The organism is Limimaricola cinnabarinus (assembly GCF_047631075.1).
Taxonomy (GTDB): domain Bacteria; phylum Pseudomonadota; class Alphaproteobacteria; order Rhodobacterales; family Rhodobacteraceae; genus Limimaricola; species Limimaricola cinnabarinus.
On the sequence record NZ_JBLHYX010000014.1, the window covers coordinates 51190 to 75658 of the forward strand.

Consider the following 24469-nt stretch of genomic DNA (forward strand, 5'->3'; position numbering starts at 1 on the left):
GGCGGGCTGATCCTGTGTTCCATCGGGAAAACGTGAGAGCGGCCCGCGTGACGCAAGTCAGCAGGAAATGATGCAGCCGATGATGATGCTCGTGCTCGTCATGGAAAGCGATCTAGCAGCCGTGTCGTCCTACGTCCAGCGTCTCGGGCGATTGACAGTGGGATGCGAGCCCGCCCTTGTGGACGACATGACAGTTTCACATCGCATCACGCAGATCACCGCCGGCGGTTCGGACGGCTGGGGCCTGTTCCGCAAGGCCCGCCGGATGATCGAGGCCGGGATCCCCGTCACCGAACTGACCATCGGCGAACACGACATTCGCACCGATCCGGGCATCCTCGACGCCATGAACCGCGCAGCATTGGGCGGTCACACCGGCTATGCCGCCGTTCCGGGCATCGCCGGTCTCCGGGCCGAGATCGCCCGGCGGGTGGAGGCGCAAAGCGGTGTGGCAACCGCGCCCGAGAACGTCCTCATCGTGCCCGGCGGGCAGGCCGGTCTCTTCATGGCGCATCTGGCCGCGTGCGACGCCGGGGACGGCGCGCTCTATGTCGACCCGTTCTATGCCACCTACCCCGGCACGCTGCGCGCGGCGGGGACGGCGGCGTTGCCGGTGGTGGCGCGTGCCGAAGATGGCTTCGTGCCGCGCGCCAGTGATCTGGAGGCCGCGATCGACAGGCATGGGGGCCGCGTACGCTCGCTGCTCATCAACACGCCCAACAACCCGACCGGTGCGGTCTATGGGCGCGACGCCTTGGCCGAGATCGGCGCGCTGTGCCAACGCCGGGACCTCTGGCTCATCTCGGACGAGGTCTATGAGGGGCAGGTCTGGGAGGGCGAGCATCTGAGCCCCCGCGCCTTGTCCGGCCTCGGGGAACGGACGCTTGTCGTGGGATCAATGTCCAAGGGCCACGCGATGACCGGCAGCCGGATCGGTTGGATCGTTGGCCCTGAGGGCGCGATAGACGCGCTCGAAGACCTTGCCACCCACATGACTTACGGCATCCCCGGCTTCGTGCAGGACGCGGCGCTGCATGCGCTGCGGCTGGGACCAGCCTTCGAGGCGGAGGTCGCGGCACCGTTCCGGCGGCGGCGCGACATCGCGCAGCGTCTCGTCGCGGCGCAGCCGGTGGTGCGGGCGGTGCCGATGCAGGGTGCGATGTATGCGCTGCTCGACATCCGGGCCACCGGGCTCGATGGCGAAGCCTTTGCCGAGGCGCTGCTTGAGCGCGAGCGGATCGCGGTGATGCCGGGCGAAAGTTTTGGCCGGGCGGCCGCGGGGCATGTGCGCGTGGCGCTGACGGTCGAGGATACACAGCTCGAGGCGGCGCTGGTGCGGCTGCTGGCGCTGGCCGGAGAACTGGCCCGAGAAATGGCCGGGCCGCAAGCGCGGTAGCAGACATGAAAAAGGGGGCCGTGACCGACCCCCTTTTCCGCTAGTCGTGATCGAGGCTGCCCGGCAGATCGCCGGGCCCGTCCGATCAGAACTGGTAGGACACACGCGCCGCGGCGGTGGTCGCTTCGAGGTCGGTGGCGCCGAGGTCTTCGAACTCATGCTGCAGCACTTCGCCGCCGACGACAATGTTCTCGGTGACCTTGTAGTCCACGCCGGCACCGTAGACGTAGCCGTCGAACTGGTCTTCGCCGCCGATGTCATCGGCGGTGTAGGCGCTGGCGTAACCGGCGGTCACGTAGGGCAGGAAGGCGCCCGCGTCATAGCCCGCGCGCAGCTTGGCAGTGGCGATGCCGTCGATCTCGGTGGCGCTGTCCTCGTCACCGATCTCGGTGCCGACATAGGACACTTCGCCACCGAGGACGAGCTTGCCGAAGTCGTAGTTGTAGCCCAGCTGGCCACCATAGACGGCGCCGTCCTCATCGAACGTGTCGTCATCGGTTTCGGCTTCGCCGTAGCCGAGCTGGCCACCGGCGTAGAAGCCCGACCAGTCGGACCCGGTCGCGACGACGGGGGCCACGGCGACGGGGGCGGCGGGGGCCACCGGATCGGCAACCGGCATGGCCAGACCACCGGCAAAGGCGGGGGCGGCCAGAAGGCCGAAGGTCAGTGCAAAGGTGGGGGTCTTGAAATTCATGTGTAGTTCCTCTTCGTTCCATGCCCGGTCACCCGATGATTGGGAGGGGGGCGACCGTGGCGGACCACCGATCTGGGCCGGTGCGTCCTCGCCTAGAACACATGGGCCATGGGAAGGTTCAATGCAGCTGCAGAAAAATGCGCAGGGTCGACGCCGTCTGCGCGCAGAGATCGGCCCATGTGTCGGCGGCGTCCTGCCGATTACCCTGCGGCACTGTTCGACAGGACCGAAATCACTGCCTCCGGTGGCACATCCGAAGTGACAAATGCCTCACCTATCGCGCGGGCCAGCACGAAGCGCAGCTTGCCGTCTTTCACCTTCTTGTCCTGCCCCATAAGCGCCAACAGCGATTCGGCGGGGGGCAGATCGCCGGGGATGTCGCGCAGCTCGGCTCGCATGCCCATCGTGGCCAGATGCGCGCGCACGCGGCTCGGCTCCTCCTGCGGGCAGAGCTTAAGGCGCGCCGACAGATCGAAGGCCAGTACGCAGCCGATCGCCACCCCCTCGCCATGCTTGAGCCGATCCGAATAGCCCGTCGCCGCCTCGAGCGCGTGACAGAAGGTGTGCCCCAGATTGAGAAGTGCCCGGTCACCCTGTTCGGTTTCGTCGCGCATCACGATCTCGGCCTTCATCTCGCACGACCGCCGCACCGCCTCGAGCCGGGCGTCGCGGTCGCCGTCGCGCAGGCGCGGGCCGTTGATTTCAAGCCATTCGAAGAAATCCGCGTCGCCCAGAAGGCCGTATTTCACCACTTCGCCATAGCCCGAGAGAAACTCGCGCTCGGGCAGCGTGTCGAGCAGCGCGATGTCAGCAAGCACGAGAACCGGCTGGTGAAACGCCCCGGCAAGGTTCTTGCCCTGCGCGGTGTTGATGCCGGTCTTGCCGCCGACCGAACTGTCGACCTGGGCCAGGAGCGAGGTAGGCATCTGCACGAATCGAATGCCGCGCCGGGCGATGGCGGCGGCGAACCCGGCCAGATCGCCGATCACCCCGCCGCCAAAAGCCACGACGAGATCGCCGCGCTCGACGCGGCTCTCGATCAGCCATTCGGTCGCGCGGGCCAGACCGTTCCACGACTTGGTTGCCTCGCCCGCAGGCAGCGCGAGGCTCACCGCCTCGATGCTTTGGGCAGCGAGTCCGGCTTCGAGTGCCGCCAGATGCGCCTGTGCCACGGTCTCGTCGGTAAGGATCGCGACGCGCGGGCGGCGCAGCAGCGGGCGCAGGTGATGCCCTGCCTGCGCCACAAGCCCGGCGCCGACATGAATGTCATAGGCCCGCCCCGGTAGGTCGACCCGGACGGTGGCAGTCTTGGGGGCGATCATTGCTCTGTCTCCATGATGTCGGGCCGGGTGGCGAGGGTCTCGATCACGCGGCTGGTGGTCCGGTCGATCGAATCCCCCGGCTGCGCGATAAGCCGCAGTTCGGCTTGCGCATAGACGGGGCGGCGCTCGGTGAGCAGGCGCGACAGCGTGCCGCGTGGATCCGCGGTGCGCAGCAGGGGCCGGGTGGATTTGTGGCGCACCCGTTCCCACAGAAGATCGAGATCGGCGTCGAGCCACAGCGCCGCCCCCAGCCGGGAGATCATGTCGCGATTGGCAGGGGCGAGATACGCGCCGCCTCCGGTCGAGATCACGCGCGGCCCCGCTTCGAGCAGCCGCCCTAGCACTTCGCGCTCTCGGGCACGAAAGAACGGCTCACCGTCGCGGGCGAATATCTCGGCGATCGTGCATTTCGCAGCCTCCTCGATGGCCGCGTCGCTGTCGACGAATCCGCAGCCCAGCCGTGTGGCGAGAGCGCGGCCGATGGCGGTCTTGCCTGATCCCATCATCCCAACGAGGACCAGGGGTCGTCGCAGCTGCCGCGCGCCCGGCGCTCCGGCGTCGTCCCGTACCGTCATCTGCGCCTTCCCCGCCTGCATCCGTCCCCTTGTCGCGGCCCGCAGTACGAGCCCGGCAATTTCTCGCCCTGAATGACGTGATATCCGCCGAAAGACCAGTTATGAATCGTTCGAAAGAGGCGGCGCACGGCTGCCCGCAGACCGGGGCAAGGAAACGACTGAGATGCTGAGACGACTGATCTGGGCGCTGGTGAAAGCGGCGCTGATCCTCGCGGTGTTGGCCGTGTTGGGTGTTCTGGCCTATGCCTATGTGGGACCGATGCTGTTCCCCGATGATTTTGCGGCCCCCGCCACGGAGGTGACCAAGCCCGTCACCCTCGGGATCGGTCAGTGACGCGCGCCGCGCGCCTCCTGCTCGTGACCACCGCGATCGCGGCCTTGGCCCAGCCCGGAGCCGCGCAGCAGGACGCGACTGGCGGAGAACCGCTCTCCGCGATCGACTGGCTGTCGCGGTCGGTGGCCCTGCCCGACACGACGGCCCCCGGGCCCGACACCGAAGAGCCGCCCGTGGCCGACAGCGCGGCCGCGCCGCATGTTTCGGTGCGCCCGCTCGATTCCGCGTCTCCCGATTCCGTGGGGCTGGTCGGGCCGCGTGTCTCGGGCCTGCCGCGCCATCTGTGGTCGGCCAGCGAGCAGGACCGTCTGATCGCCCTGATCGAGGCGCAGCCGCTCGACACGCTCCCCGCCCTCGAGGCGCTGCTGCAGCTCCTGATGGTGGCCGAGGCCGATCCTCCTACCGATGCGGACGGGCGCGGCGCGCTGTTTCTCGCACGGATCGACCGGCTGCTCGAGATGGGCGCGCTCGATCCGGCGGCCGAACTGCTGCAGGAGGCCGGCCCCGACGATCCCGAGCGGTTCCGGCGCTGGTTCGACACCGCGCTGCTCACCGGCTCCGAGAACGCGGCTTGCCGCGCCATGCGCAACAAGCCCGTCATCGCCCCGACTTGGCCCGCACGGATCTTCTGTCTTGCTCGCGAAGGCGACTGGCAGGCCGCGGCGCTGACGCTCAACTCGGCTCGCGCGCTGGCCGAGGTGACCGATGCCGAGGACGCCATGTTGTCGCGTTTTCTCGACCCCGACCTCTATGAGGGCGAGCCGCCGCTTGAGGCGCCCGAACGAGTGACGCCCTTGGTCTACCGCCTGCGCGAAGCGGTGGGCGAGGCGATGCCGGCGGCTTCCCTGCCCCGCGCCTTCAGCCATGCCGACCTGCGTCCCACCAAGGCGTGGCGCGCACAGATCGAGGCAGCTGAACGGCTCGCCCGCCACGGCGCGATCGAGCCCGCGCGGCTGTTCGGCGTCTATACGGCCCGCGTGCCCGCCGCCTCGGGCGGATTGTGGGATCGGGCCGCCGCGATACAGGGCTTCGACACGGCCCTGCGCGCGGGCGACACGGGAAAGGTCGCGCAAACGTTGCCCCCTGCATGGGAGGCAATGCGCGACGCGCGGCTTCAGTCCGCCTTCGCCCAGCACTACGGGCCTGATCTTGTTGGCGTAGATCTGCCCGGGAAAACGACGCGGATTGCACAGGAAATGGCTCTGCTCGGCCCCGATTACGAGGCCGCCGCGCAGCCGCTTGAGGCCGCAACCCCGCGCGACGCCTTGCTATCGGCATTGGCGCGCGGCGTGTCCGAGGATGCCCGTCCCGATCCGGCCCCCGACGATCCCATCCCCCTCGCCCTGCTCGACGGGTTCTCGGACAGGTCGCCGCCCGCGGGGCTGTCGACCATGATCGACGAGGGTCGGCTGGGCGAGGCCATCCTGACGGCGATCCTTCTGATCGAGCAGGGCCGCACCGGCGACACCGGGGCGCTTGCCGATGGGCTCGCCACACTGCGAGCCGTCGGGATGGAGGATACAGCGCGCCGCGTCGCGCTGCAGCTGCTGTTGCTGGAGCGTTCTTCATGAGTGCTGCGCAGGCTGCCGCGATGCCGATGGGGCATTGGATCTCGGCCTTTCTCGAAGCACAGGCCGCCGAGCTTGATGCCGCGCGCAACACGCTTCTGGCCTATGGGCGCGACCTCAACGATTTCGCCGGGTGGCTGACGCACAAGGATGCGCATTTCGCCGGTGCCACGCAGGACCACGTGGAGCGCTACCTCATATCCTGCGAGGCCGAAGGGTTGTCGAGCGCCACCCGCGCACGGCGGCTGTCCTCGATCCGGCAATTGTTTCGATTCGCGTTCGAGGAAGGCTGGCGCGAGGACAACCCGGCGATCCGGCTCAAGGGACCGGGCCGGGCGCGCCGCCTGCCCGGTACGCTTTCGCGGGAGGAGGTCGAGGCGCTGCTCGCCGCCGCCCGCACCGAGCCGCGCGATCCGCTGCGCGCCACCTGCCTGATGGAACTGCTCTATGCCACCGGCCTGCGGGTGTCCGAGCTCGTGACGCTGCCGGTGGCGGCGCTGCGCGGCGATCCCGAAATGCTGCTGGTGCGCGGCAAAGGCGGGCGCGAGCGGATGGTGCCTCTATCGCGCCCCGCACGGGCCGCCGTTTCGGCATGGCTGGCGCGACGCGACGCGGCGGAGGTCGAGGCGGTCGCTGCCGGCAAGCCCGCCTCGAAATTCCTGTTTCCCGCGCGCGGCCGCGACGGCCACCTGACGCGGCAGAGCTTTTTCGTGCTGATCAAGGATCTGGCCGCGCGCGCGGGGCTTGCTCCGGATCAGGTGACGCCGCATGTGTTGCGCCATGCCTTCGCGAGCCATCTTCTCGCGGGGGGCGCGGATCTGCGGGCGATCCAGGCGCTTCTGGGTCACGCGGATCTATCGACCACCGAGATCTACACCCATGTGCAGAGCGAGCGCCTGACCGCGCTCGTATACGAGCATCATCCTCTCGCGCGTCCGCGCGAGAAGGGTTGATCCCGCCACGCCCCGGACCATAACTCTGGGGGAGCCGCAAATTGCGAAGGACTTCATGGAAACCGCCCTCGACGCCGCCTTCTGGATCACCAGCATCGCGATTCTCTTCCTTCTGGTGGCCTCGGCCTTCTTCTCGGGCTCCGAGACGGCGCTGACCGCCGCGTCGCGCGGCAAGCTGCGCGCGGCGGCCGATCGCGGCTCCAAGGGGGCGGCGCAGGCACTTCAGGTGACCGAGGACAACGAGCGCCTGATCGGCTCGGTCCTCTTGGGCAACAACGTCGTCAACATTCTCGCCACCTCGCTGGCGACCGCCCTGCTCACCCGCGTCTTCGGCGACAGCGGCGTGGCAGCGGCGACGCTGGTGATGACGCTTCTGGTGCTGATCTTCGCCGAAGTGCTGCCCAAGACCTATGCCATCACCAACGCAGAGACGTTCGCCAGTACCGTCGCGCGCCCCATCGGCTGGGTGATCCTCATCTTCGCCCCCGTCGTCTCGGCGGTCCAGGTCCTGGTCCGGGCATTGCTGCGCCTGTTCGGCGTGCGCACCGACCCCGACCTTAACGTTCTCGCCGTGCGTGAGGAAATCGCCGGCGCATTGAGCCTCGGCCACGAGGAGGGCGTCGTCGACCGCGAGGATCGCGACCGCATCCTCGGCGCGCTCGATCTCGGGGACCGCACGGTCGAAGAGGTGATGCTGCACCGCTCCAACATCGCGATGATCGATGCGGGCCGCCCCGCGACCGAGATCCTGTCGTTGTGCCTCGAAAGCCCACACACGCGCCTGCCGCTCTATCGCGACGAGCCCGAAAACATCGTCGGCATCCTGCACGCGAAGGATCTCCTGCGCGCGATGCACAAGATGATGGGCGATGGCGCAGTCGAGACGACTGAACTCGAAAATTTCGACATCATGGATGTCGCAATGACGCCCTACTTCATCCCCGAGACCACAACGCTCGACGACCAGATGCGCCAGTTTCTCAAGCGGCACACGCATTTTGCCTTGGTGGTCGACGAATATGGCGCGCTGCGCGGCCTGATCACGCTCGAAGACATCCTCGAGGAGATCGTGGGAGAGATCTCGGACGAATTCGACGCCGAGCGCGAAGAGCCGATCGCAATGACCGAGGACGGCGCCTACGTGATCGACGGCTCGATGACGATCCGTGATCTCAACCGGCGGCAGGACTGGAACCTCCCCGACGAAGAGGCCAACACCATCGCGGGGCTGGTGATCCACGAGGCGCAGATGATCCCGACCGAAGGTCAGGTCTTCAGCTTTCACGGTTTCCGCTTCGAAGTCATCGGCAAGGAAGAGAACCGGATCTCGACGCTCCGCATCCGCCCTCTGGACAGCCTCTGAAGCGGTTTCCCCATCCAGCGATCACCAGGCGGGCCCATGGGCCCAAAAGACTTGGCCGACCCCGGTAGGGTCGGCCATATCTTGCCGGATCAACTTTCGGTTGAAGGTCAAGCCGCTCCGAGCCGCGCCATCGGGCGTAGCTGCCGGCGCAGCAGTTTTCGCACCTCTCCCGATTCCTCGGTGACGACGGATGTGTCGCGCTCGTGCGACAGGCGCAACCAGGTGCCGTCATCGTCGAGATAGGTCGAGGCGCATCGCGCCCGCAGTGGCGTCGAGCAGCAATCGCGCCATGCGACGACGCTGTAGCTCAGAAGAACGGTATCACCTTGCTCGGTCATGGTCTTCTCCTGCAGCTCGATGGCCCCGAACTGTCGTGCCGGGCGAAGGCCCCGCAACGCGGCATCACGGTCCTGAAGATCCGCTGGAAACGGAATCACCAACTCTCCTCCTCCCTCGAGTTGGCGCTCGTAGAACGCGGCACCGTCGAACCAGTGTTTCTTTTCAAGAGTCCAAAGCGTTTCAGCCAGTGGCTCCATTAGGTTCCTCCCATGCGTCATGTTCGATGCTCCCGTGGCACAAACGTTACACGATTGTTTCCGTTCCGTCAGCCTGCATGCCTCTCAGGTTATGTATAAAACCGTACATACAACCCTAGATAGCAAGAGCGGCCCGAATGGAGCGCACGCGTCACATCTTCCGGTGGATCGAACCGCCTCGGTCGGTTCGGTAGAGATATTCGTAACCTCCCAGTGGCATGATGCCGGTGTCGGGCCACCGGTCCGATATCCTCCCTGTCAGACTTGCCGCGCCTTCGGGCGCGGTTTTTTTAAGCCTTTGCGTTGGGTTTTCGGGGGTTACCCGTTGACGCCTCCCCCTGCATATCCTAGCGTCCGATGCAATTAGTCGGCCAAGTCCGACAGGGAGAAACCGGAAAAGGGGGCTGTCTTGCAGCCCCCTTTTCTCATCCGCGAAACCTTGCCGGTCGCTGTTGTCTTTCGCCTGACAGTCCTTGCAGGCCGTGCTAGATCCGCGCCGACACTGACAAACGGGATCGCCACATGCCGAACCGACTGACACTTCTGGCCAGCGCCGCCCTGCTGGCTTTTTCGACGCCTCTCGCTGCGCAGGACACCACCGCGCCCGAGACGCCCGAGGTCACCGCCCCCGCCGCAGCCCCCGAGGCGCCCGCCGACGCGGCCCCGGCGGAGGCACCCGCCGCACCGGCCGAGGCCGATCCGGCGCAGGCCCCGGCCGAGACCGCCGAACCCACCACCCCCGCCGGGCCTGCATCCTCCGACGAGCCGGCGTCGCCCGATGCGCCCGAGACCGCAGAGCGTCCGGGACAGCCCTATGTGGCCGAGACGCACGGGGATTGGGCACTGCGCTGCATGCGCGCCACCGAGGGCGAAACCGATCCCTGCCAACTCTACCAACTGCTCGAGGACGCCGAAGGCAACGCCGTGGCCGAGGTTAGCCTCCTGCCGCTGGAGGCCGAGTCGCAGGCCGTGGCAGGCGTGACCGTCGTGGTGCCGCTCGAGACGCTGCTGACCGAGGCGCTGTCGCTGTCGATCGACGGCGGCGAGGCCGCGCGTTACCCGTTCAGCTTTTGCAACCGCGCCGGTTGCGTGGCCCGCTTCGGCCTGTCCGACCAGCAGCTCGCCGCCTTCAAGCGAGGCCGCGCAGGCACACTGCGGATCGTGCCAGCTGCCGCCCCCGATCAGGAGGTCTCGCTCACGATGTCGCTGTCCGGCTTCACCGCGGGCTACGACGCCGTGGTCGCCTCGGCCGAGTAACGTCGCGGTCCACCGGGCTTAGAGGCGCGGCCGTCATACGGCCGCGCCTTTTCGTTTGAAACGCCCCTTCAGGCCGCGCGCAACGCCAGCACCGCGTTGAGCCCGCCAAAAGCGAAGGCGTTGGAGAGCACCGCATCGACCCGTGCCTCGCGCGCTACGTTGGGCACCACGTCGAGCGCGCATTCGGGGTCCGGCATCTCATAGCCTATGGTCGGCGCGATCACGCCGTCGCGCAGCGCCATGATGCAGGCCAGAAGCTCCACCGCGCCGGTGCCGCCGATCAGATGGCCATGCATCGACTTGGTCGAGGAGATCATCAACCGGTCGGCCGCCGCGCCGAAGACATGCGAGACCGAGGCGCATTCGCTCTTGTCATTGGCCGCGGTGCCGGTGCCATGGGCGTTGATGTAGCCCACATCCTCGGGCGAAAGGCCGGCATCGCGCAGCGCCACTCGCATCGCCCGCTCCGCGCCCAGCGCCGAGGGCATGACGATGTCGGCGGCGTCCGCCGTCATGCCGAAGCCCGCAACCTCCGCGAGGATCTCGGCTCCTCTTGCGCGCGCGCGGTCATGTTCTTCGAACACGAACACCGCCGCACCTTCGCCCTGCACCATGCCGTTGCGGTTGGCGCTGAACGGGCGGCAGGCGTCCTTGGACATCACGCGCAGCCCCTCCCATGCCTTGATCCCGCCAAAGCACAGCATCGCCTCTGAGCCGCCGGTGAGCATCGCCTCGCACAGGCCCGACCGGACCATCTGGAACGCGAGCCCCATGGCGTGGTTCGAACTGGAACAGGCGGTGGCGACGGTAAAGCTCGGGCCGCGCAGATCGTGTGTCATGCTGACATGGCTGGCGGCGGCGCTGTTCATGAGCTTGGGCACGACGAAGGGATGAACCCGGTTCTTCCCCTCTTCATAGACGCTGCGGTAGCTGTCGTCCCAAGTGTTCACGCCGCCACCGGCGGTGCCGAGCACCACGCCCGCCCTGTCGCGCTCCTCGTCCGAAAGGACGATGCCCGACTGCGCCATGGCCTGTGCCGCGGCCAGCAGGGTGAACTGGGTGAAACGGTCATAGAGCGCGATCTGCTGACGATCGAAATGCGCCTGCTCGTCATAGCCCTTCACCTGTCCGCCGATGCGGATCGACAGGCGTTCGGCGTCCCGCAGATTGAGCGGGCCGATGCCGCAGCGCCCTTCCCGCATCGCGTCCAGCGTCGAGGGCACGTCGTGACCGAGGCTGTTGATCGTGCCTGCGCCGGTGATGACGACGCGACGCGGGCCGGTCATGCCGGGGTGCGCTGCTCTTGCACCAGCCGCTCGACCGCCGCAATGATCGCGGCGACCGAGGAAATGTCGAAATCGCTCTCCTCGGGCGCGTTGGCGTTGAACGGCACCGAGATGTCGAAGGCCTCCTCGATCGCAAAGATGCTCTCGACGAGGCCAAGACTGTCAATGCCCAGATCGGCCGGGCTCTGCTCCGGCGTCACATCGCTTGGCTCCAGCATCGCCTGTTCGGCGATGATGGCGATCACCCTGTCGCGCAAATCCATGTGCCCCGCGTCCCTTGCAGCTGCATGTCCACGACCGATCTAATCGCTGCGACGCCGCATTGGAACCATGAATGGCCGTTCTCAGCCCTTGCGGGAGGTTGCGAGGTCACGCATCAACCGCGGCAGGCGGCGCAACGCCTTGTAGCTTTCGACCTGACTGTCGATCTTGGTGGCTGGATAGCCCATCATCACCCGTCCCGTGGGCACGTTCGACAGCACGATCGAGCCGCCGGTGAGCACCACGTCCGCGCCGATGGTCAGGTTGTCGGACACACCGACCTTGCCGCCCAGCACCGAACGGTCGCCGATCGTCACCGACCCGGCAAGGCCGACATGGCCGCACAACAGGCAATGATCGCCGATGACGCAGTTGTGGCCGACCTGCACGAGGTTGTCGATCTTGGAGCCATTGCCGATCCGGGTGGGCCGGATCGTGCCCGCATCGACGGTCGCGCAGGCACCGATTTCGACATCATGCCCGATCACTACCGAGCCGAGGCTGTGGATCCGATGCCAGGTCGGGTCGGCTTCGGCCGATACGGTGCCCTGCCCCAGCTCGGCGCGGGCGGTTTCGACATGGCTCGCATCCTCGGTGACAAAGGAGAACCCGTCACCGCCGATCACCGCGTTGGGCTGCACGATCAACCGGTCACCTGCGACCACGCCACGGCCCAGCCGCGCGCCGGAATGAATCAAGGCGTCCTCGCCCAGCCGCACGCCCGGGCCGATCGAGGCCTGCGCCATGATGCGGCTGTTCGCGCCGATCACCGCGCCCGCGCCGATCACGGCGAGCGGGCCCACGAAAACGCCTTCGCCGATCACGGCCGAGGCATCGATCACGGCGGAGGCGTGGATGCCGCTTTCGGTGTCGCGAGGATCGAGAAGCTGAGTGAGCTTCGACATCGCCAGGCGGCCACGCGGGGCCACCACGGCACCTTCGAGACCCATCGACCGCCAGTCGGCATCGGGCCAGAGGAGGGCGGCCTTTGCCTGCCCCTGCCCCAGCGCCTCGGCGTATTTCGGAGACATGGCGAGCGCGAGGTCGGTCTCGCCCGCCTCCGCCGGCTCCGCCGCGCCGGTCACGCGCAGCGTGCCGTCGCCTAGAAGCTCGGCGCCGAGCGCTGCTGCGATCTCGCTCAGAGTATGGTCCATCATGCTTCCCCTTGGTGTCGGGGCCGATTTAGCTCGCAGGACGCGAGATCGCCACCCCCTCATGGGCCAGCGCCGCCCAGATCGCCGCATCGCGCCCATAGACGTCGCGGCGAAACTGCAGACCGCCTTCGGCATCGGTGAAGGCGGTCCGGTAATCGAGATGGACCGGCACCGGGGTCACAAGATCGACCCGCTGCTCACGCCCCGTGGAGAGGCGCGACTGGAAGAAGCCGACAGGATCGTCCTCCTGCGCCGAGAGCAGCGCATAGGCGAATTCGAACGGATCGTTGAGGCGCACGCAGCCATGGCTGAAGGCGCGGGCCTCGCGACCGAACAGAGACTTGGCCGGGGTGTCGTGCAGATAGATGTTGTAGCGGTTGGGGAACAGGAATTTCACCAGACCGAGCGCGTTGGAGTTCGAGGGCGGCTGGCGCATCGAATAGGGAAAGCTGCGCGCGTCATAGCGGGAAAAGTCGATAGAGCTGCGGCTCACTTCGCGGCCTGCGCGGTCGGTGATCAATATCTGGCTCGCGGCGTTGCGGTTGCGCTTGAGCTGCGGGAGATACTCGCCCACCACGATCGAGCGCGGCACGTACCAGCTCGGGTTGATGACCATCCGCTCCATGACATCCGAGAATTCGGGCGTCTGGCGGTCGAGCGCCTCGGCACCGATCACCGAGCGGGTGCGGAAGGTTTCGCGCCCGTCATCGACGATCACGGCACTGAAATCGGTCAGGTTGACGAAGACGTGGCGCATGCCGCGATCCATATTGGTCCAGCGCTCGCGCTCCATTGCCACCAGCACTGATTGCAGCCGCTCCTCGACCGAACGGTTCAACTCGGCCAAGGTGCCGGGGCCGACGACACCGTCGACCGCAAGGCCGTTGCGGGTCTGGAAATCGCGCACCGCCGCGACGATCGCCTCATCCATGACCGCAACCGTGGTCGGCGCGAGCAGGCCCATCGCCACGAGCCGGTCGCGCAGCGCGATCACCGCCGGCCCGCTCGCCCCCGCCGCGATCTTGCCATCGGGCACGCGCGGTCCCCAGCCGCCGGCGTCAAGGCTGCGCTGCAGCTCGGCCCGCGCGCGCAACAGACGCCCGTATTCGGGGGCGGTGGGCGCGAGGCCGCGCAAGAAGGCCACCGGCTCCGCGTCGAGAAAGCCCGCGAGGGTTTCGGCCGGATCGCGCAACGGCACCTCGCGGTGGATCAGCGCCACGACCTTGCCGGGTTCGAGCATTCCGGTCTGCACATCCCGCGCATAGCGCAGGAACACGCGGGTCATTTCCACATCCATACGGGCGCGGTCTTCGGCGCTGCGCGCGGCCCGCAGGCCGGCGACCAGCCCGTCGGGATCGTAACGCGCGACCGGCAGGCCATGCGCCTGCCCACTCGACAGCGCCGAGAGCAGCGCGTTGCGGCGGGCGACGGCGGCGGCGTCGCTGCCGGTCCAGATCCCGGCAAAGCCCCGGGCACGGTAGCTTTCGGAGAGGCCCGGCTGCCCGGCGACGCTTTCGGCTACGGCCTGTCGAAAGGGCGACACCTCGGCGAGCGTCTCGGCCTGAGACATGGCCGGAAGCAGCAGCGCAAATGCCGCGACGGCAGAGCGCGTCAGCGAAGTCTGGCTGGGGCGGCGGCGGGGATCGGGCAGGACAGGCATGGCGCACCGTTGGTCAGAGGGATCCGGCAAGATCGCATGGCGGTCATAAACGCCGGCGTTCTGCACGGCCATCGAACGATGTCTCCCGGAAACGGAATTGGACTTGCAGCGTGGCGAGCGCGTCACAAATTCGCGGGCCCGAAACAGAATGCGCCGACCGTTGCGCAAGTTCCCGCCGATTTGCACTTTCTTCACCCGGTTATCCGATAACCGGACTTGGTCGAGTCGTTCTCCCATGCGATAGAGGGTCTGCATCTGGGGATGGATGGCAAAAACGCCCGTGAAAATGCGGGCACAGGTAAGCGACGGGACAGGCGCTCACATGATGAAAAATCTTCGCTCGGCGGGCATGACCCGCCGCGGTCTCCTTGGCGCATTCGCCGCCACGGCAGTGACCGCAGCACCAACCTACTCGAATGCGGCAGGCTTTCTCAGGCGCGCCGGCGATGTTCGCAGGATCTCCATGTATTCGGAGCGGACCGGCGAAAAGCTCGACACGATCTACTGGATCGAGGGCGAGTACATCGGCGAAGCGATCCGCGAGATCAACGTCTTCATGCGCGACTGGCGCAACAACCAGATGATGGACATCGACACGCGCACCGTCGACATCATGGCAGCCTCGCAAACTCTGCTCGAGACGAGCGAACCTTACATGCTGCTGTCGGGCTATCGTTCGCCCGCCACCAACGCGATGCTGCGCAGCCGGTCCTCGGGTGTGGCCAAGAACTCCCTGCATCTCAAGGGTCAGGCCGCCGATTTGCGGCTCGCCAGCCGCTCGGTTGGCCAGATGGCCCGCGCCGCAGCTGCCTGCAAGGCTGGTGGCGTCGGCAAGTATTCCGGCTCAAACTTCGTCCACATGGATTGCGGTCCGGTTCGCAGCTGGGGCAGCTGAGCCGATACCGATCCTCTGGACTTGCGGCACAGGCCGAGACGGCGCTCCCATCGGGGGCGCCTTTCGCGTCCCAACCCTTCAGCTTTCCGCGAGCCGCGCAGCTACCTCGGTCACCAACGCAGCGACCCGCACAACCCGCGCAGGCAACTCGCGGCCGCGCCGGTGCAACAGCCACAGATCGCGATGCCTTTGATGGGCAAGCTGCGCCACTGTCAGGCTATCGCGTTCCGCGAATGCCTCGAACCCGCTGCGCGGCAGCAAGGTATAGCCGATCCCTTGCGCGACCGGCGCCGGAATCTGTCCGATCTGGTTCACGAAGGCCCGCATCGCCAGATGCTCCGCCCCCCGAAACTCGTCCGGATAATTGAGGGCGAACACCTCCTCGGCATAGAGCCAGCCGTCGGGGTGGGCGATAAAGCCCAACTCTTCGAGCGCGGCAAACCGCGTATCGGCCGTCCCGGCAGGCAGCAGCAGACACAGCGCTTCGCGTCCGATCCGGGTACCGGTGAGGCGCGGATCGCCCGTGGCGTCGTCGATCACGCCAAGATCGAAACGCCCCTCGGCCACCCCATCGATCACCCCGCGTCGCGGGGTCGCCTCGAGTCTCAGCCTGAGGCGGGGCGCGTGGCGCAACATCGGCCAGAAAGCGGGCTGCAACGCCATGGCAAAACTTCCCGAACAGGCCACCGAGACCTCCCCCGCCTCCGCGTCATCGCTGCGGATCGCCTCGCGCAACCTGTACTCCTCCTCTCGGCGACTATGCGCCACCGCAAGGACGGCCTCGCCCGCGGGTGTGAGGGTAAAGCTTTTCCCCTGCCTGCTCAGGAGCGGTTGCCCGACCTGCGCCTCAAGCTTGCGCAGATGCTGCGAAACGCCGGGCTGGGTCATGTTCAGCCGCGCGGCCGCACGGGTAAAATGCCCGGTTTCGGCCAGCGCGGCAAAGGTTTCGAGCCATTGGGAATTCAGCAAGTGGATTACGGATCTTTATCAAGATAATGAATTATGATAATTTCATATCTAGGGAAATAAAGTCTAGCTCTCCCTTCACCAATTGAAGGAGAGACGCATGGCCCCTTATCCCAGAAGCTTTTCGCATATCGGCTTGTCGGTACCCGATCTCGACGCCGCCGTCGCATTCTACCGCAAGGTGCTCGGGCTCTACCTCATCATGACGCCGACCGAGGTGGTCGAGGACGACAGCGATATCGGGCAGATGTGCACGGATGTATTCGGCTCCGGTTGGAAGCGTCTGCGGATCGCGCACATGGCGACGGCCGACCGCATCGGCATCGAACTGTTCGAGATGCAAGACAACCGCCCGCCCGAGGACAACCTCGATTTCCGCCGGCACGGCACCTTCCACTTCGCGGTCCAAGACCCTGATATCGAAGGGCTGGTGGCCCGGATCGTTGCCGCAGGCGGCAGGCAGCGGATGCCGATCCGTGAGTATTTCCCCGGCGAGAAGCCCTACCGCATGTGCTATGTCGAGGACCCGTTCGGCATCGTATTCGAGGTCTACAGCCACGGCTACGAACTGACCTACTCGGCCGGTGCCTACGACTGAGCGACGAGCGCTCCCCTGCTCCGAACGACAAGGGCCGCCCCGAGGGGCGGCCCTTTCGCTTTTCAGGACGGAGAGGCTCAGGCCTCGTCGTCGAGCGCCTCGACGGCCTTTTGGAGATCATCCTTGGAGACCTCCTTCTCGTCGACCTTGGCCTGCTCGAAGATGTGGTCGATGACCTTGTCCTCGAAGATCGGGGCTTGGATCTGCTGGCGCATCTGCGGGTTCTGCTGGACGAACTCGAAAAACTGCCGCTCTTGGCCGCGATACTGGCGCGCCTGGTTGAGGATCGCCTGGGTCAGTTCCTGATCGGTGACCTTGACGTCGGCCTTCTGGCCGATCTCGGCCAGCAGCAGGCCGAGCTTCACGCGACGCTCGGCGAGCTTGGTGTGCTCCTCGGTCGGCTTGATCTCGCCGTGGTCGTGGCCGTGATCCTCGGGGTGCTCCTCGTGGTAGAGCTGGTGTGCGATCTGGTTCGCCTCGGCCTCGACGAGGCTCGGCGGCAGGTCGAAGGACACCTTCTCATCAAGGATGTCGAGCAACTTGCGCTTGGCGACCGCGCGCGACGCGCCGGAATACTCGGCTTCGAGACGTTCGGCGATCTGCGACTTCAGAGCGGCGAGGTCGTCGGCGCCGAACTTCTTGGCCAGCTCGTCGTCGATCTCGGCCTTCTGCGGGGCCTTCACGGCCTTGACCTTGCACTCGAACACGGCGGCTTTGCCGGCGAGGTTCTGGGCCTGGTAGTCCTCGGGGAAGTTGACCTCGACGTTCTTTTCGTCGCCGGCCTTCACGCCTTTGAGGCCATCCTCGAAGCCGGGGATGAAGGAGTTGGAGCCAAGCACCAGCGGGTAATCCTCGGCGGCACCGCCCTCGAAGGCCTCGCCGTCGATCTTGCCGAGGAAGTCGATGACGACCTGATCGCCCTCGTCGGCGGCGCTGTCCTTGTCCTCGAAGTTCTGCGCGGTCTCGGCGAGGTTGCCCAGCGCCTCGTCGATCGCGGCGTCATCGGCCACGACTTTCAGGCGCTCGATCTCGATGTCCGAGAAATCGGTCTGCGGGATCTCGGGCAGCTTTTCGTAGGCTACCGTGACCTCGACGTCGTCGCCTTCCTTCCACTCGTCATTGGCCATCTTCACCTCGGGCTGCATCGCCGGGCGATCGCCGCTTTCCTCGAGGTGGCTCGACAGCGCGCCGTCGATGCTCTCCTGCATGGCTTCGCCGAGCACGCGCGGGCCGAACTGCTTCTTGAGCAGCGACAGCGGCACCTTGCCCTTGCGGAAGCCCTTCATGGCGACCTCGGGCTGGGCTTCGACCAGCTTTTCCTGCACCTTGGCGTCCAGTTCGGCGGCGGGCAGCGTGATCGTGTAGCCGCGCTTGAGGCCGTCGTTGAGGGTCTCGGTGACCTGCATCTGTCGTCCTTTTCTCAATCGTGTTTCTTGGTGCGGGTGAAGGGACTCGAACCCCCACGCCTTGCGGCGCCAGAACCTAAATCTGGTGCGTCTACCAGTTTCGCCACACCCGCATGTCTCTTTGAAGGGCGCGAAACGCCCCCCGGAAATCTCGGCGCTGTCTAGCAAAGCGCGAGAGCCTGCGCCACGGGAAAAATCGGCTGCCGCAGCGGCGTCAAATGCCCAGTTCGCGCAGGAGTGGCGGCAACAACTCGGGCAGGTCCTCGGCGATCAGCCCGGGGCCGAACCGGCGTGCCGCCTCGACATGCAGCCAAGCCGCATCCCGCCCCGCCTCGAACCCCGGCCAGCCGCGCGCCACGAGCCCCGTGGCCAGCCCCGCCAGCACGTCGCCCGCCCCGGCGGTGGCGAGCCAAGGCGCGGCGCGCTCGTAGACGCCTGGGTTGACGCGGACGCGTCCGTCGGCGGCGGCGATGATGGTATCCGGCCCCTTGAGCAGCACCGCGCAACCAGCGCGCGCGGCAGCCTCCCGCGCGGCATCGATGCGCGAAAAGGCCGGGCCATGCGCGATGGCGCCACTCATGCGGTCGGCAAGATCGGGAAACAGCCGGGCGAATTCGCCATCATGAGGTGTCAGCAGGCATCCGTCGTGAAGCGCGGCGCGCAGTCCTTCGTCTTCGGCGATGAGCGTCAGCGCATCGGCGTCGAGCACGGTGCCGCGCCGCGCGGCCAGCGCGCGGGCGACAAGCTCGCGCTCCCGTTTGCGCGTGCCAAGGCCTGGGCCGAGCAGGAGCGCGTTCAGGCGCGTGTCCTTGAGGAGCACATCCAAGCCTTCTGCATCGCGCAGCGGACGCAGCATGATCGCGTCGAGCCGCGCCGCGTTTTCCTGCAAGGCGGCGGGCGGGCAAGCCACGGTCACCAGCCCCGCCCCGATCCGAAGCACACCGCGCGCCGCCATCCGGGCCGCTCCCCCGCGCCCGACCCCTCCCGAGAGCACGAGCGCATGGCCATACCCGTATTTATGGCCTGACTTCTTGGCGAGCCCGGCAGGCAAACCGATGAGCCTCACCTCGTCCTGTCCATCGACAAGTCCGATGTCACGGATGTCGAGCGCGCCACAACGCGCCGGCCCCTCGGCCAGCACATGGCCCCGCTTGGGCATGTGAAAGCTCACCGTCAGATCGGCATCGAGGCAGGTTTCGCCAATCACCCGACCGCTATCCGAGCACAGGCCCGATGGCAGGTCGATCGCCAGCAACCGCCTTGGCCGCGCCTCGCAGATAGCGGCCACCTCCGGCCCAAGAGAGCGCGACAGCCCGAGACCGAACAGCGCGTCGATCACCAGATCCGCGTCCTGCACCGAAGCGGCGGTCTCGTCCCAACCCTCGGTCACACCCGTGGCTGCCCATTTTTCTGCCTGCGCGCGGGCATCAGGGGTAGTCGCCGGTGCCAGCGCATGCACCCGCACCCGCCAACCCCGCATATGCAAAAGCCGCGCCACGACATAACCGTCGCCCCCATTGCCGCCCGGGCCGCACAGGATGCAGGCTCGCGCCCCGGGGGCGCGATCCGGCCAGAAGGCCTCCAATGCCACGACCACCGCCGCGCCCGCGCGCTCCATCAGCACCGATCCCGAAGTGCCCGCCGCGATCGCCTGAGCTTCGGCATCGCGCATTTCGGCGGCACTCAGCAACGCCGCTGCATCGAGACTGCACATGGAACGGGCGCTCGATCGCGGCGCAGCGGCCTCGGAGTTTTCACACTGCATCGAATCCACCCATTTCGCACAATTTTTAATCACGACTACAGAATTTCGGCATCAGCCCGCCGCCGCTCCGGGACCGGTGATTGAGGTGGCCGGGCCGACATGGTTTCACGCCTCAGAACGCGGATGCAAGGGAGTCGCGCGACATGAAGAAGATCGAGGCGATCATCAAGCCGTTCAAGCTCGATGAGGTGAAGGAGGCGCTCCAGGAAGCTGGTGTGCAAGGTCTCTCGGTCGTCGAGGTCAAGGGCTTCGGTCGCCAGAAGGGCCATACGGAGCTGTATCGCGGCGCCGAATACGTGGTCGATTTCCTGCCCAAGGTGAAGATCGAGGTGGTGCTGCCCGACGATCAGGTCGAGCGTGCGATCGCGGCGATCGTGGATGCCGCCAAGACCGACAAGATCGGCGACGGCAAGATCTTCGTGTCGCCGGTCGAACAGGCGATCCGCATCCGCACCGGAGAATTCGGCGACGACGCGATCTGATCGCGGCGCGCAAGGGGCAACGAGCCCCTTTTCACGAACACGAGACAAACAAGGAAAGCATTGATGGACAGCTCTACGCTTCTGAAGATGATCAAGGACGAGGAGGTCGAATACGTCGACATCCGTTTCACCGACCCCAAGGGCAAGCTCCAGCACGTCACCGTGGTCTCCGACCTTGTCGACGAGGACTTTCTCGAGGAGGGCTTCATGTTCGACGGCTCCTCGATCGCCGGCTGGAAATCGATCGACCAGTCCGACATGAAGCTGATGCCGGCGTTCGACAGCGCCTATCTAGATCCGTTCTATGCCGAGAAGACGCTGTGCATCCATTGCACCGTGGTCGAGCCCGACACCGGCGAGCCCTATGACCGCGACCCGCGCGGCACCGCGCTCAAGGCCGAGGCCTACCTCAAGTCGTCGGGCATCGGCGACACCGCCTATATGGGCCCCGAGGCCGAGTTCTTCATCTTCGACGACGTCCGTTTTGCCGTGACCTCGAACAAGGTCTCTTTCTCGGTCGATGCCATCGACGGCGCATGGAACACCGACACCGAATACGAGGTCGGCAACACCGGCCACCGTCCGGGCGTCAAGGGCGGCTACTTCCCGGTGAACCCGATCGACGACGCGCAGGACATGCGCGGCGAGATGCTCTCGACCATGAAGCGCATGGGCATGAAGGTCGACAAGCATCACCACGAGGTGGCCTCGTGCCAGCACGAGCTGGGCCTGATCTTCGGGACCCTGACGCATCAGGCCGACGAGATCCAGAAGTACAAATACGTGATCCACAACGTGGCTCAGGCCTATGGCAAGTCGGCGACCTTCATGCCGAAGCCGATCTCGGGCGACAACGGCTCGGGCATGCATGTCAACATGTCGATCTGGAAGGACGGCAAGCCGCTCTTCGCGGGCGACAAGTATGCCGATCTCAGCCAGGAAGCGCTCTACTTCATCGGCGGCATCCTCAAGCACGCCAAGGCGCTCAACGCGATCACCAACCCGACCACCAACAGCTACAAGCGTCTGATCCCGGGCTTCGAAGCTCCGGTGCTGCGCGCCTACTCGGCCCGCAACCGCTCGGGCTGCGTCCGGATCCCGTGGTCGGAGAGCCCAAAGGCCAAGCGCGTCGAGGCCCGCTTCCCCGATCCGGCCGCGAACCCCTATCTCGCCTTCGCGGCTCTGATGATGGCCGGTCTCGATGGCATCAAGAACAAGATCGATCCGGGTCCGGCCTCGGACAAGGATCTTTACGACCTGCCGCCCGAGGAGCTGGCCGAGATCCCGACCGTCTGCGGTTCGCTGCGCGAGGCGCTCGAGGAGCTGGAGAAGGACCACGAGTTCCTGCTTGCCGGTGACGTGTTCACCCGTGACCAGCTCGAGGGCTACATGGCGCTCAAGTGGGAAGAGGTCTACGCCTACGAGCACACGCCGCACCCGGTCGAGTACAAGCTCTACTACTCCTGCTGATAGCGGGAACGGTTACGGCCCAGTAATGCGGGGCGCCCCAAGGGGCGCCCTGTTTTCGTTGCGAGTTTCCTTGCGAGACGGGGGCACGCACGAAACGAGATGGCGAAACTGCGGCGCTGCTTGGGCCGATCAGGCGGAAGGACCACGCTTATTCCCAGTTTCGTGCTTAACGGGAACACATTCGTTAACTTTAGTTAAAGGACCACTCACCGGCCAACGAGCCGACCCATTCGGAGACCGGTCCATGTCAGACCCGATCACCAGTACCATCGCCCAGCTGCTGTTCCGCGGCATCCCCGCGCTCGATTTTCCCAATCTTGTCGAGGATCTGTGCACGTCGCTCCGCGAAGGTCCCGCCGGCGATTGCGGTCTCAACTGGGATCACGACGACGTCGCGATCTTCGATCTCGACAATGCGCGCATCATTCTCGGCTGGTCCCAGCCCCTGCCCGGCCGCTACGCCGCCTGCCTGACCATCGGCGTTGGCGCCGGAGAAAGCGGCGATTGCCAGATCGGCATCGCCAGTCATCAGGGCACCATCACGCGCCTGCTCGCCGACCGCATCAATGATCGCTACATGTCGGATCGCATGCTGTGGCAGACCAGCACCGAAACCCCGACCGCCGAGATGATCGACAAGCTGATTGATGCGCTGCCCGGCCTCGATCCGACCCGTCTTGGCCCGCATACGAGCGCCCGCGAGTTCGACCGGATGCTGGCGCGCTACGACGCCGAGACCGCCGAGCAGGTCTCAGAGCTGGCCCCCGAGGTGCCCCAAAGACGCCCCCGCCCCAAACGGCCGCAGGTCCCGAACTATCGCACCGAGCGGCCCAAGCGGCGCGCCATGGACGAGTTCGCGGGCCCGGCCAACGACGGCCCCGTGACGGCGCACCCGATGGTTGCGGAGATGCGCGATATCCGCGCGGCCCTCGCCGAAGCCAAGGCAGGGGAACAGCCCAAGAAGAACCCACTACAGGCTTTGGGCCTGCGGCTGTGGCGCGACCGCTCCGGCACCGGGCAGATCGCGCTCGTCGCCACGGGCATCGCGGCTGCCCCCGGGATCGCGGCCTGGCTTCCGACACTCGCCGCAGCAGTTTGGTGAATCGCGGGCCGGCCCCGGCATGAGGCCGGTCGCACTGCCGCCGCGTCAGCCGACGACCTTGTGCGGCGCGGCCCATCCCCCTATGACCCCGGCGAACCCTCCCCGAACGAGAGAGCGCCGATGATCCCCCGCTATTCCCGCCCCGAGATGACCGCCATCTGGGAGCCCGCCACCAAGTTCCGCATCTGGTACGAGATCGAGGCCCATGCCGGCGACGCGATGGCCGATCTCGGCGTGATACCGCGGGAGAACGCGGATGCCGTGTGGAAAGCGAAGGACGTGGAGTTCGACGTCGCCCGCATCGACGAGATTGAGGCCGTCACCAAGCACGATGTCATCGCCTTCCTGACGCATCTGGCCGAGCATGTGGGCTCGGATCAGGCACGGTTCGTGCATCAGGGCATGACCTCCTCGGATGTGCTCGACACGACCTTCAACGTGCAGCTGACCCGCGCCGCCGACCTGCTGATCGCGGACATGAAGCGGGTTCTGGCCGCGCTCCAGGCGCGCGCGATCGAGCACAAAGACACGGTGCGCATCGGCCGCAGCCACGGCATCCATGCCGAGCCGACCACCATGGGGCTCACCTTCGCGCGCTTCTACGCCGAGATGGATCGCGGCCTCGCGCGGCTGCGCAACGCACGTGAGGAGATCGCCACCGGCGCGATCTCGGGCGCCGTCGGAACCTATGCCAATGTCGACCCGGCCGTCGAGGCGCATGTCTGCGAGAAGATGGGCCTGCGCCCTGAGACGATCTCGACCCAAGTGATCCCGCGCGACCGTCATGCGATGTTCTTTGCGACGCTGGGCGTCATCGCCTCGTCGATGGAGAACATCGCCACCGAGGTGCGCCACATGCAGCGCACCGAGGTTCTCGAGGCCGAGGAGTTCTTCTCCAAGGGCCAGAAGGGCTCCTCCGCGATGCCGCACAAGCGCAACCCGGTGCTGACCGAGAACCTGACCGGTCTGGCCCGGCTCGTGCGCATGTCGGTGACGCCCGCGCTCGAGAACGTGACGCTCTGGCACGAGCGTGACATCAGCCACAGCTCGGTCGAACGCGCGATTGGCCCCGACACCACCGTGACGCTCGACTTTGCGCTGAACCGCCTTGCCGGGATGATTGAGAAGCTGGTGATCTACCCGCAGAACATGCTCGACAACATGAACAAGTTCCGCGGTCTGGTGATGAGCCAGCGCGTGCTTCTGGCACTGACGCAGGCGGGGGTGAGCCGCGAGGACGCTTACCGCCTCGTGCAGCGCAACGCGATGCGGGTGTGGGAGCAAGGCGCGGACTTCAAGACCGAGCTTCTGGCCGATACGGAAGTGACGGCGGCGCTCAGCCCCGAGGAGATCGAGGAGAAGTTCGACCTCGCCTATCACACCAAGCATGTGGACACGATCTTCGCCCGCGTCTTCGGCTGATGCG

The 24469-nt window shown here is 66.4% G+C and carries 23 protein-coding genes and 1 tRNA gene; 12 read left to right on the forward strand and 12 right to left on the reverse strand.

Going from position 1 to position 24469, the window contains the following annotated elements; translation table 11 throughout:
• The first annotated feature begins 187 nt into the window (after positions 1-187).
• Positions 188-1396 (forward strand): pyridoxal phosphate-dependent aminotransferase, encoded by a 1209-nt coding sequence (locus ACJASC_RS12325; protein WP_415146311.1) that lies wholly within the window; start codon positions 188-190, stop codon positions 1394-1396.
• A gap of 85 nt (positions 1397-1481) precedes the next feature.
• On the opposite strand, the gene ACJASC_RS12330 is transcribed toward ACJASC_RS12325, so the two are convergent.
• From ACJASC_RS12330 to ACJASC_RS12340, 3 genes are all read right to left on the reverse strand, one after another.
• Complete coding sequence (locus tag ACJASC_RS12330) at positions 1482-2090, reverse strand: outer membrane protein (RefSeq protein WP_415146312.1); 609 nt, start codon at positions 2088-2090, stop codon at positions 1482-1484.
• Positions 2091-2290: 200 nt separating this feature from the next.
• Complete coding sequence (gene aroB / locus ACJASC_RS12335; RefSeq protein ID WP_415146313.1) at positions 2291-3412, reverse strand: 3-dehydroquinate synthase; 1122 nt, start codon at positions 3410-3412, stop codon at positions 2291-2293.
• The gene (locus ACJASC_RS12340; RefSeq protein WP_415146314.1) at positions 3409-3987 is read right to left on the reverse strand and encodes a shikimate kinase; all 579 of its coding nucleotides are present in this window, start codon (positions 3985-3987) and stop codon (positions 3409-3411) included. The genes aroB and ACJASC_RS12340 overlap by 4 nt, the downstream gene beginning before the upstream one ends.
• A gap of 163 nt (positions 3988-4150) precedes the next feature.
• On the opposite strand from ACJASC_RS12340, the gene ACJASC_RS12345 reads away from it, so the two are divergent.
• From ACJASC_RS12345 to ACJASC_RS12360, 4 genes are read left to right on the forward strand one after another with little or no spacing between them, the layout of a single operon-like run.
• A complete protein-coding gene (locus ACJASC_RS12345; protein ID WP_021693097.1) occupies positions 4151-4321 on the forward strand; it encodes a hypothetical protein in 171 nt (56 codons plus the stop codon).
• Complete coding sequence (locus ACJASC_RS12350; protein WP_415146315.1) at positions 4318-5892, forward strand: hypothetical protein; 1575 nt, start codon at positions 4318-4320, stop codon at positions 5890-5892. Before ACJASC_RS12345 ends, ACJASC_RS12350 begins: the two co-directional genes overlap by 4 nt.
• Positions 5889-6842: a site-specific tyrosine recombinase XerD gene (locus tag ACJASC_RS12355; RefSeq protein WP_415146316.1), complete on the forward strand. Its 954-nt coding sequence runs from the start codon at positions 5889-5891 to the stop codon at positions 6840-6842. Before ACJASC_RS12350 ends, ACJASC_RS12355 begins: the two co-directional genes overlap by 4 nt.
• Positions 6843-6897: 55 nt before the next feature.
• Positions 6898-8205 carry an HlyC/CorC family transporter gene (locus ACJASC_RS12360; RefSeq protein ID WP_415146317.1) on the forward strand — a complete coding sequence of 436 codons (1308 nt, stop codon included), beginning with the start codon at positions 6898-6900 and terminating at the stop codon, positions 8203-8205.
• A gap of 107 nt (positions 8206-8312) precedes the next feature.
• Here ACJASC_RS12360 and ACJASC_RS12365 read toward each other — a convergent pair whose 3' ends face one another.
• A complete protein-coding gene (locus ACJASC_RS12365; protein ID WP_415146318.1) occupies positions 8313-8741 on the reverse strand; it encodes a hypothetical protein in 429 nt (142 codons plus the stop codon).
• Positions 8742-9263: 522 nt separating this feature from the next.
• On the opposite strand from ACJASC_RS12365, the gene ACJASC_RS12370 reads away from it, so the two are divergent.
• Positions 9264-9998, forward strand: a complete 735-nt coding sequence (locus ACJASC_RS12370; protein ID WP_415146319.1) for an invasion associated locus B family protein — start codon at positions 9264-9266, stop codon at positions 9996-9998.
• A 68-nt stretch (positions 9999-10066) separates the two neighbouring features.
• On the opposite strand, the gene ACJASC_RS12375 is transcribed toward ACJASC_RS12370, so the two are convergent.
• From ACJASC_RS12375 to ACJASC_RS12390, 4 genes are all read right to left on the reverse strand, one after another.
• Entirely contained in the window at positions 10067-11284 is a 1218-nt protein-coding gene (locus tag ACJASC_RS12375; protein WP_415146320.1) for a beta-ketoacyl-[acyl-carrier-protein] synthase family protein, read from the reverse strand.
• Positions 11281-11547, reverse strand: coding sequence for an acyl carrier protein (locus tag ACJASC_RS12380; protein WP_415146321.1), 267 nt, complete (start codon positions 11545-11547; stop codon positions 11281-11283). Before ACJASC_RS12380 ends, ACJASC_RS12375 begins: the two co-directional genes overlap by 4 nt.
• Positions 11548-11628: 81 nt before the next feature.
• Positions 11629-12699: a UDP-3-O-(3-hydroxymyristoyl)glucosamine N-acyltransferase gene (locus ACJASC_RS12385; RefSeq protein WP_415146322.1), complete on the reverse strand. Its 1071-nt coding sequence runs from the start codon at positions 12697-12699 to the stop codon at positions 11629-11631.
• A 28-nt stretch (positions 12700-12727) separates the two neighbouring features.
• Positions 12728-14359, reverse strand: a complete 1632-nt coding sequence (locus ACJASC_RS12390; RefSeq protein WP_415146323.1) for a L,D-transpeptidase family protein — start codon at positions 14357-14359, stop codon at positions 12728-12730.
• Positions 14360-14681: 322 nt separating this feature from the next.
• Here ACJASC_RS12390 and ACJASC_RS12395 point away from each other — a divergent pair, with 322 nt between their 5' ends.
• Positions 14682-15254 carry a YcbK family protein gene (locus tag ACJASC_RS12395; protein WP_021693088.1) on the forward strand — a complete coding sequence of 191 codons (573 nt, stop codon included), beginning with the start codon at positions 14682-14684 and terminating at the stop codon, positions 15252-15254.
• Between the two features lie 78 nt (positions 15255-15332).
• Here ACJASC_RS12395 and ACJASC_RS12400 read toward each other — a convergent pair whose 3' ends face one another.
• Positions 15333-16223: a LysR family transcriptional regulator gene (locus ACJASC_RS12400; protein WP_415146324.1), complete on the reverse strand. Its 891-nt coding sequence runs from the start codon at positions 16221-16223 to the stop codon at positions 15333-15335.
• Positions 16224-16320: 97 nt separating this feature from the next.
• Between ACJASC_RS12400 and ACJASC_RS12405 the strand changes: the two genes are divergently transcribed.
• Positions 16321-16818: a lactoylglutathione lyase family protein gene (locus tag ACJASC_RS12405; RefSeq protein ID WP_415146325.1), complete on the forward strand. Its 498-nt coding sequence runs from the start codon at positions 16321-16323 to the stop codon at positions 16816-16818.
• A gap of 77 nt (positions 16819-16895) precedes the next feature.
• Here ACJASC_RS12405 and tig read toward each other — a convergent pair whose 3' ends face one another.
• The 3 genes from tig to ACJASC_RS12420 form a co-directional block, all read right to left on the reverse strand.
• Positions 16896-18224 (reverse strand): trigger factor, encoded by a 1329-nt coding sequence (tig, locus tag ACJASC_RS12410; RefSeq protein ID WP_415146326.1) that lies wholly within the window; start codon positions 18222-18224, stop codon positions 16896-16898.
• A gap of 28 nt (positions 18225-18252) precedes the next feature.
• Positions 18253-18337, reverse strand: a tRNA-Leu gene (locus ACJASC_RS12415).
• 101 nt (positions 18338-18438) lie between these two features.
• On the reverse strand, positions 18439-19938 hold the full coding sequence (locus tag ACJASC_RS12420) for an NAD(P)H-hydrate dehydratase (RefSeq protein ID WP_415146327.1): 1500 nt from the start codon (positions 19936-19938) through the stop codon (positions 18439-18441).
• A 194-nt stretch (positions 19939-20132) separates the two neighbouring features.
• Here ACJASC_RS12420 and ACJASC_RS12425 point away from each other — a divergent pair, with 194 nt between their 5' ends.
• From ACJASC_RS12425 to purB, 4 genes are all read left to right on the forward strand, one after another.
• Complete coding sequence (locus ACJASC_RS12425) at positions 20133-20471, forward strand: P-II family nitrogen regulator (RefSeq protein ID WP_021693083.1); 339 nt, start codon at positions 20133-20135, stop codon at positions 20469-20471.
• A gap of 63 nt (positions 20472-20534) precedes the next feature.
• The gene (gene glnA / locus ACJASC_RS12430) at positions 20535-21941 is read left to right on the forward strand and encodes a type I glutamate--ammonia ligase (protein ID WP_415146328.1); all 1407 of its coding nucleotides are present in this window, start codon (positions 20535-20537) and stop codon (positions 21939-21941) included.
• A gap of 244 nt (positions 21942-22185) precedes the next feature.
• Positions 22186-23043 carry a hypothetical protein gene (locus ACJASC_RS12435; protein ID WP_415146329.1) on the forward strand — a complete coding sequence of 286 codons (858 nt, stop codon included), beginning with the start codon at positions 22186-22188 and terminating at the stop codon, positions 23041-23043.
• 120 nt (positions 23044-23163) lie between these two features.
• Positions 23164-24465, forward strand: coding sequence for an adenylosuccinate lyase (gene purB / locus ACJASC_RS12440; protein WP_415146330.1), 1302 nt, complete (start codon positions 23164-23166; stop codon positions 24463-24465).
• Positions 24466-24469: the final 4 nt, after the last annotated feature.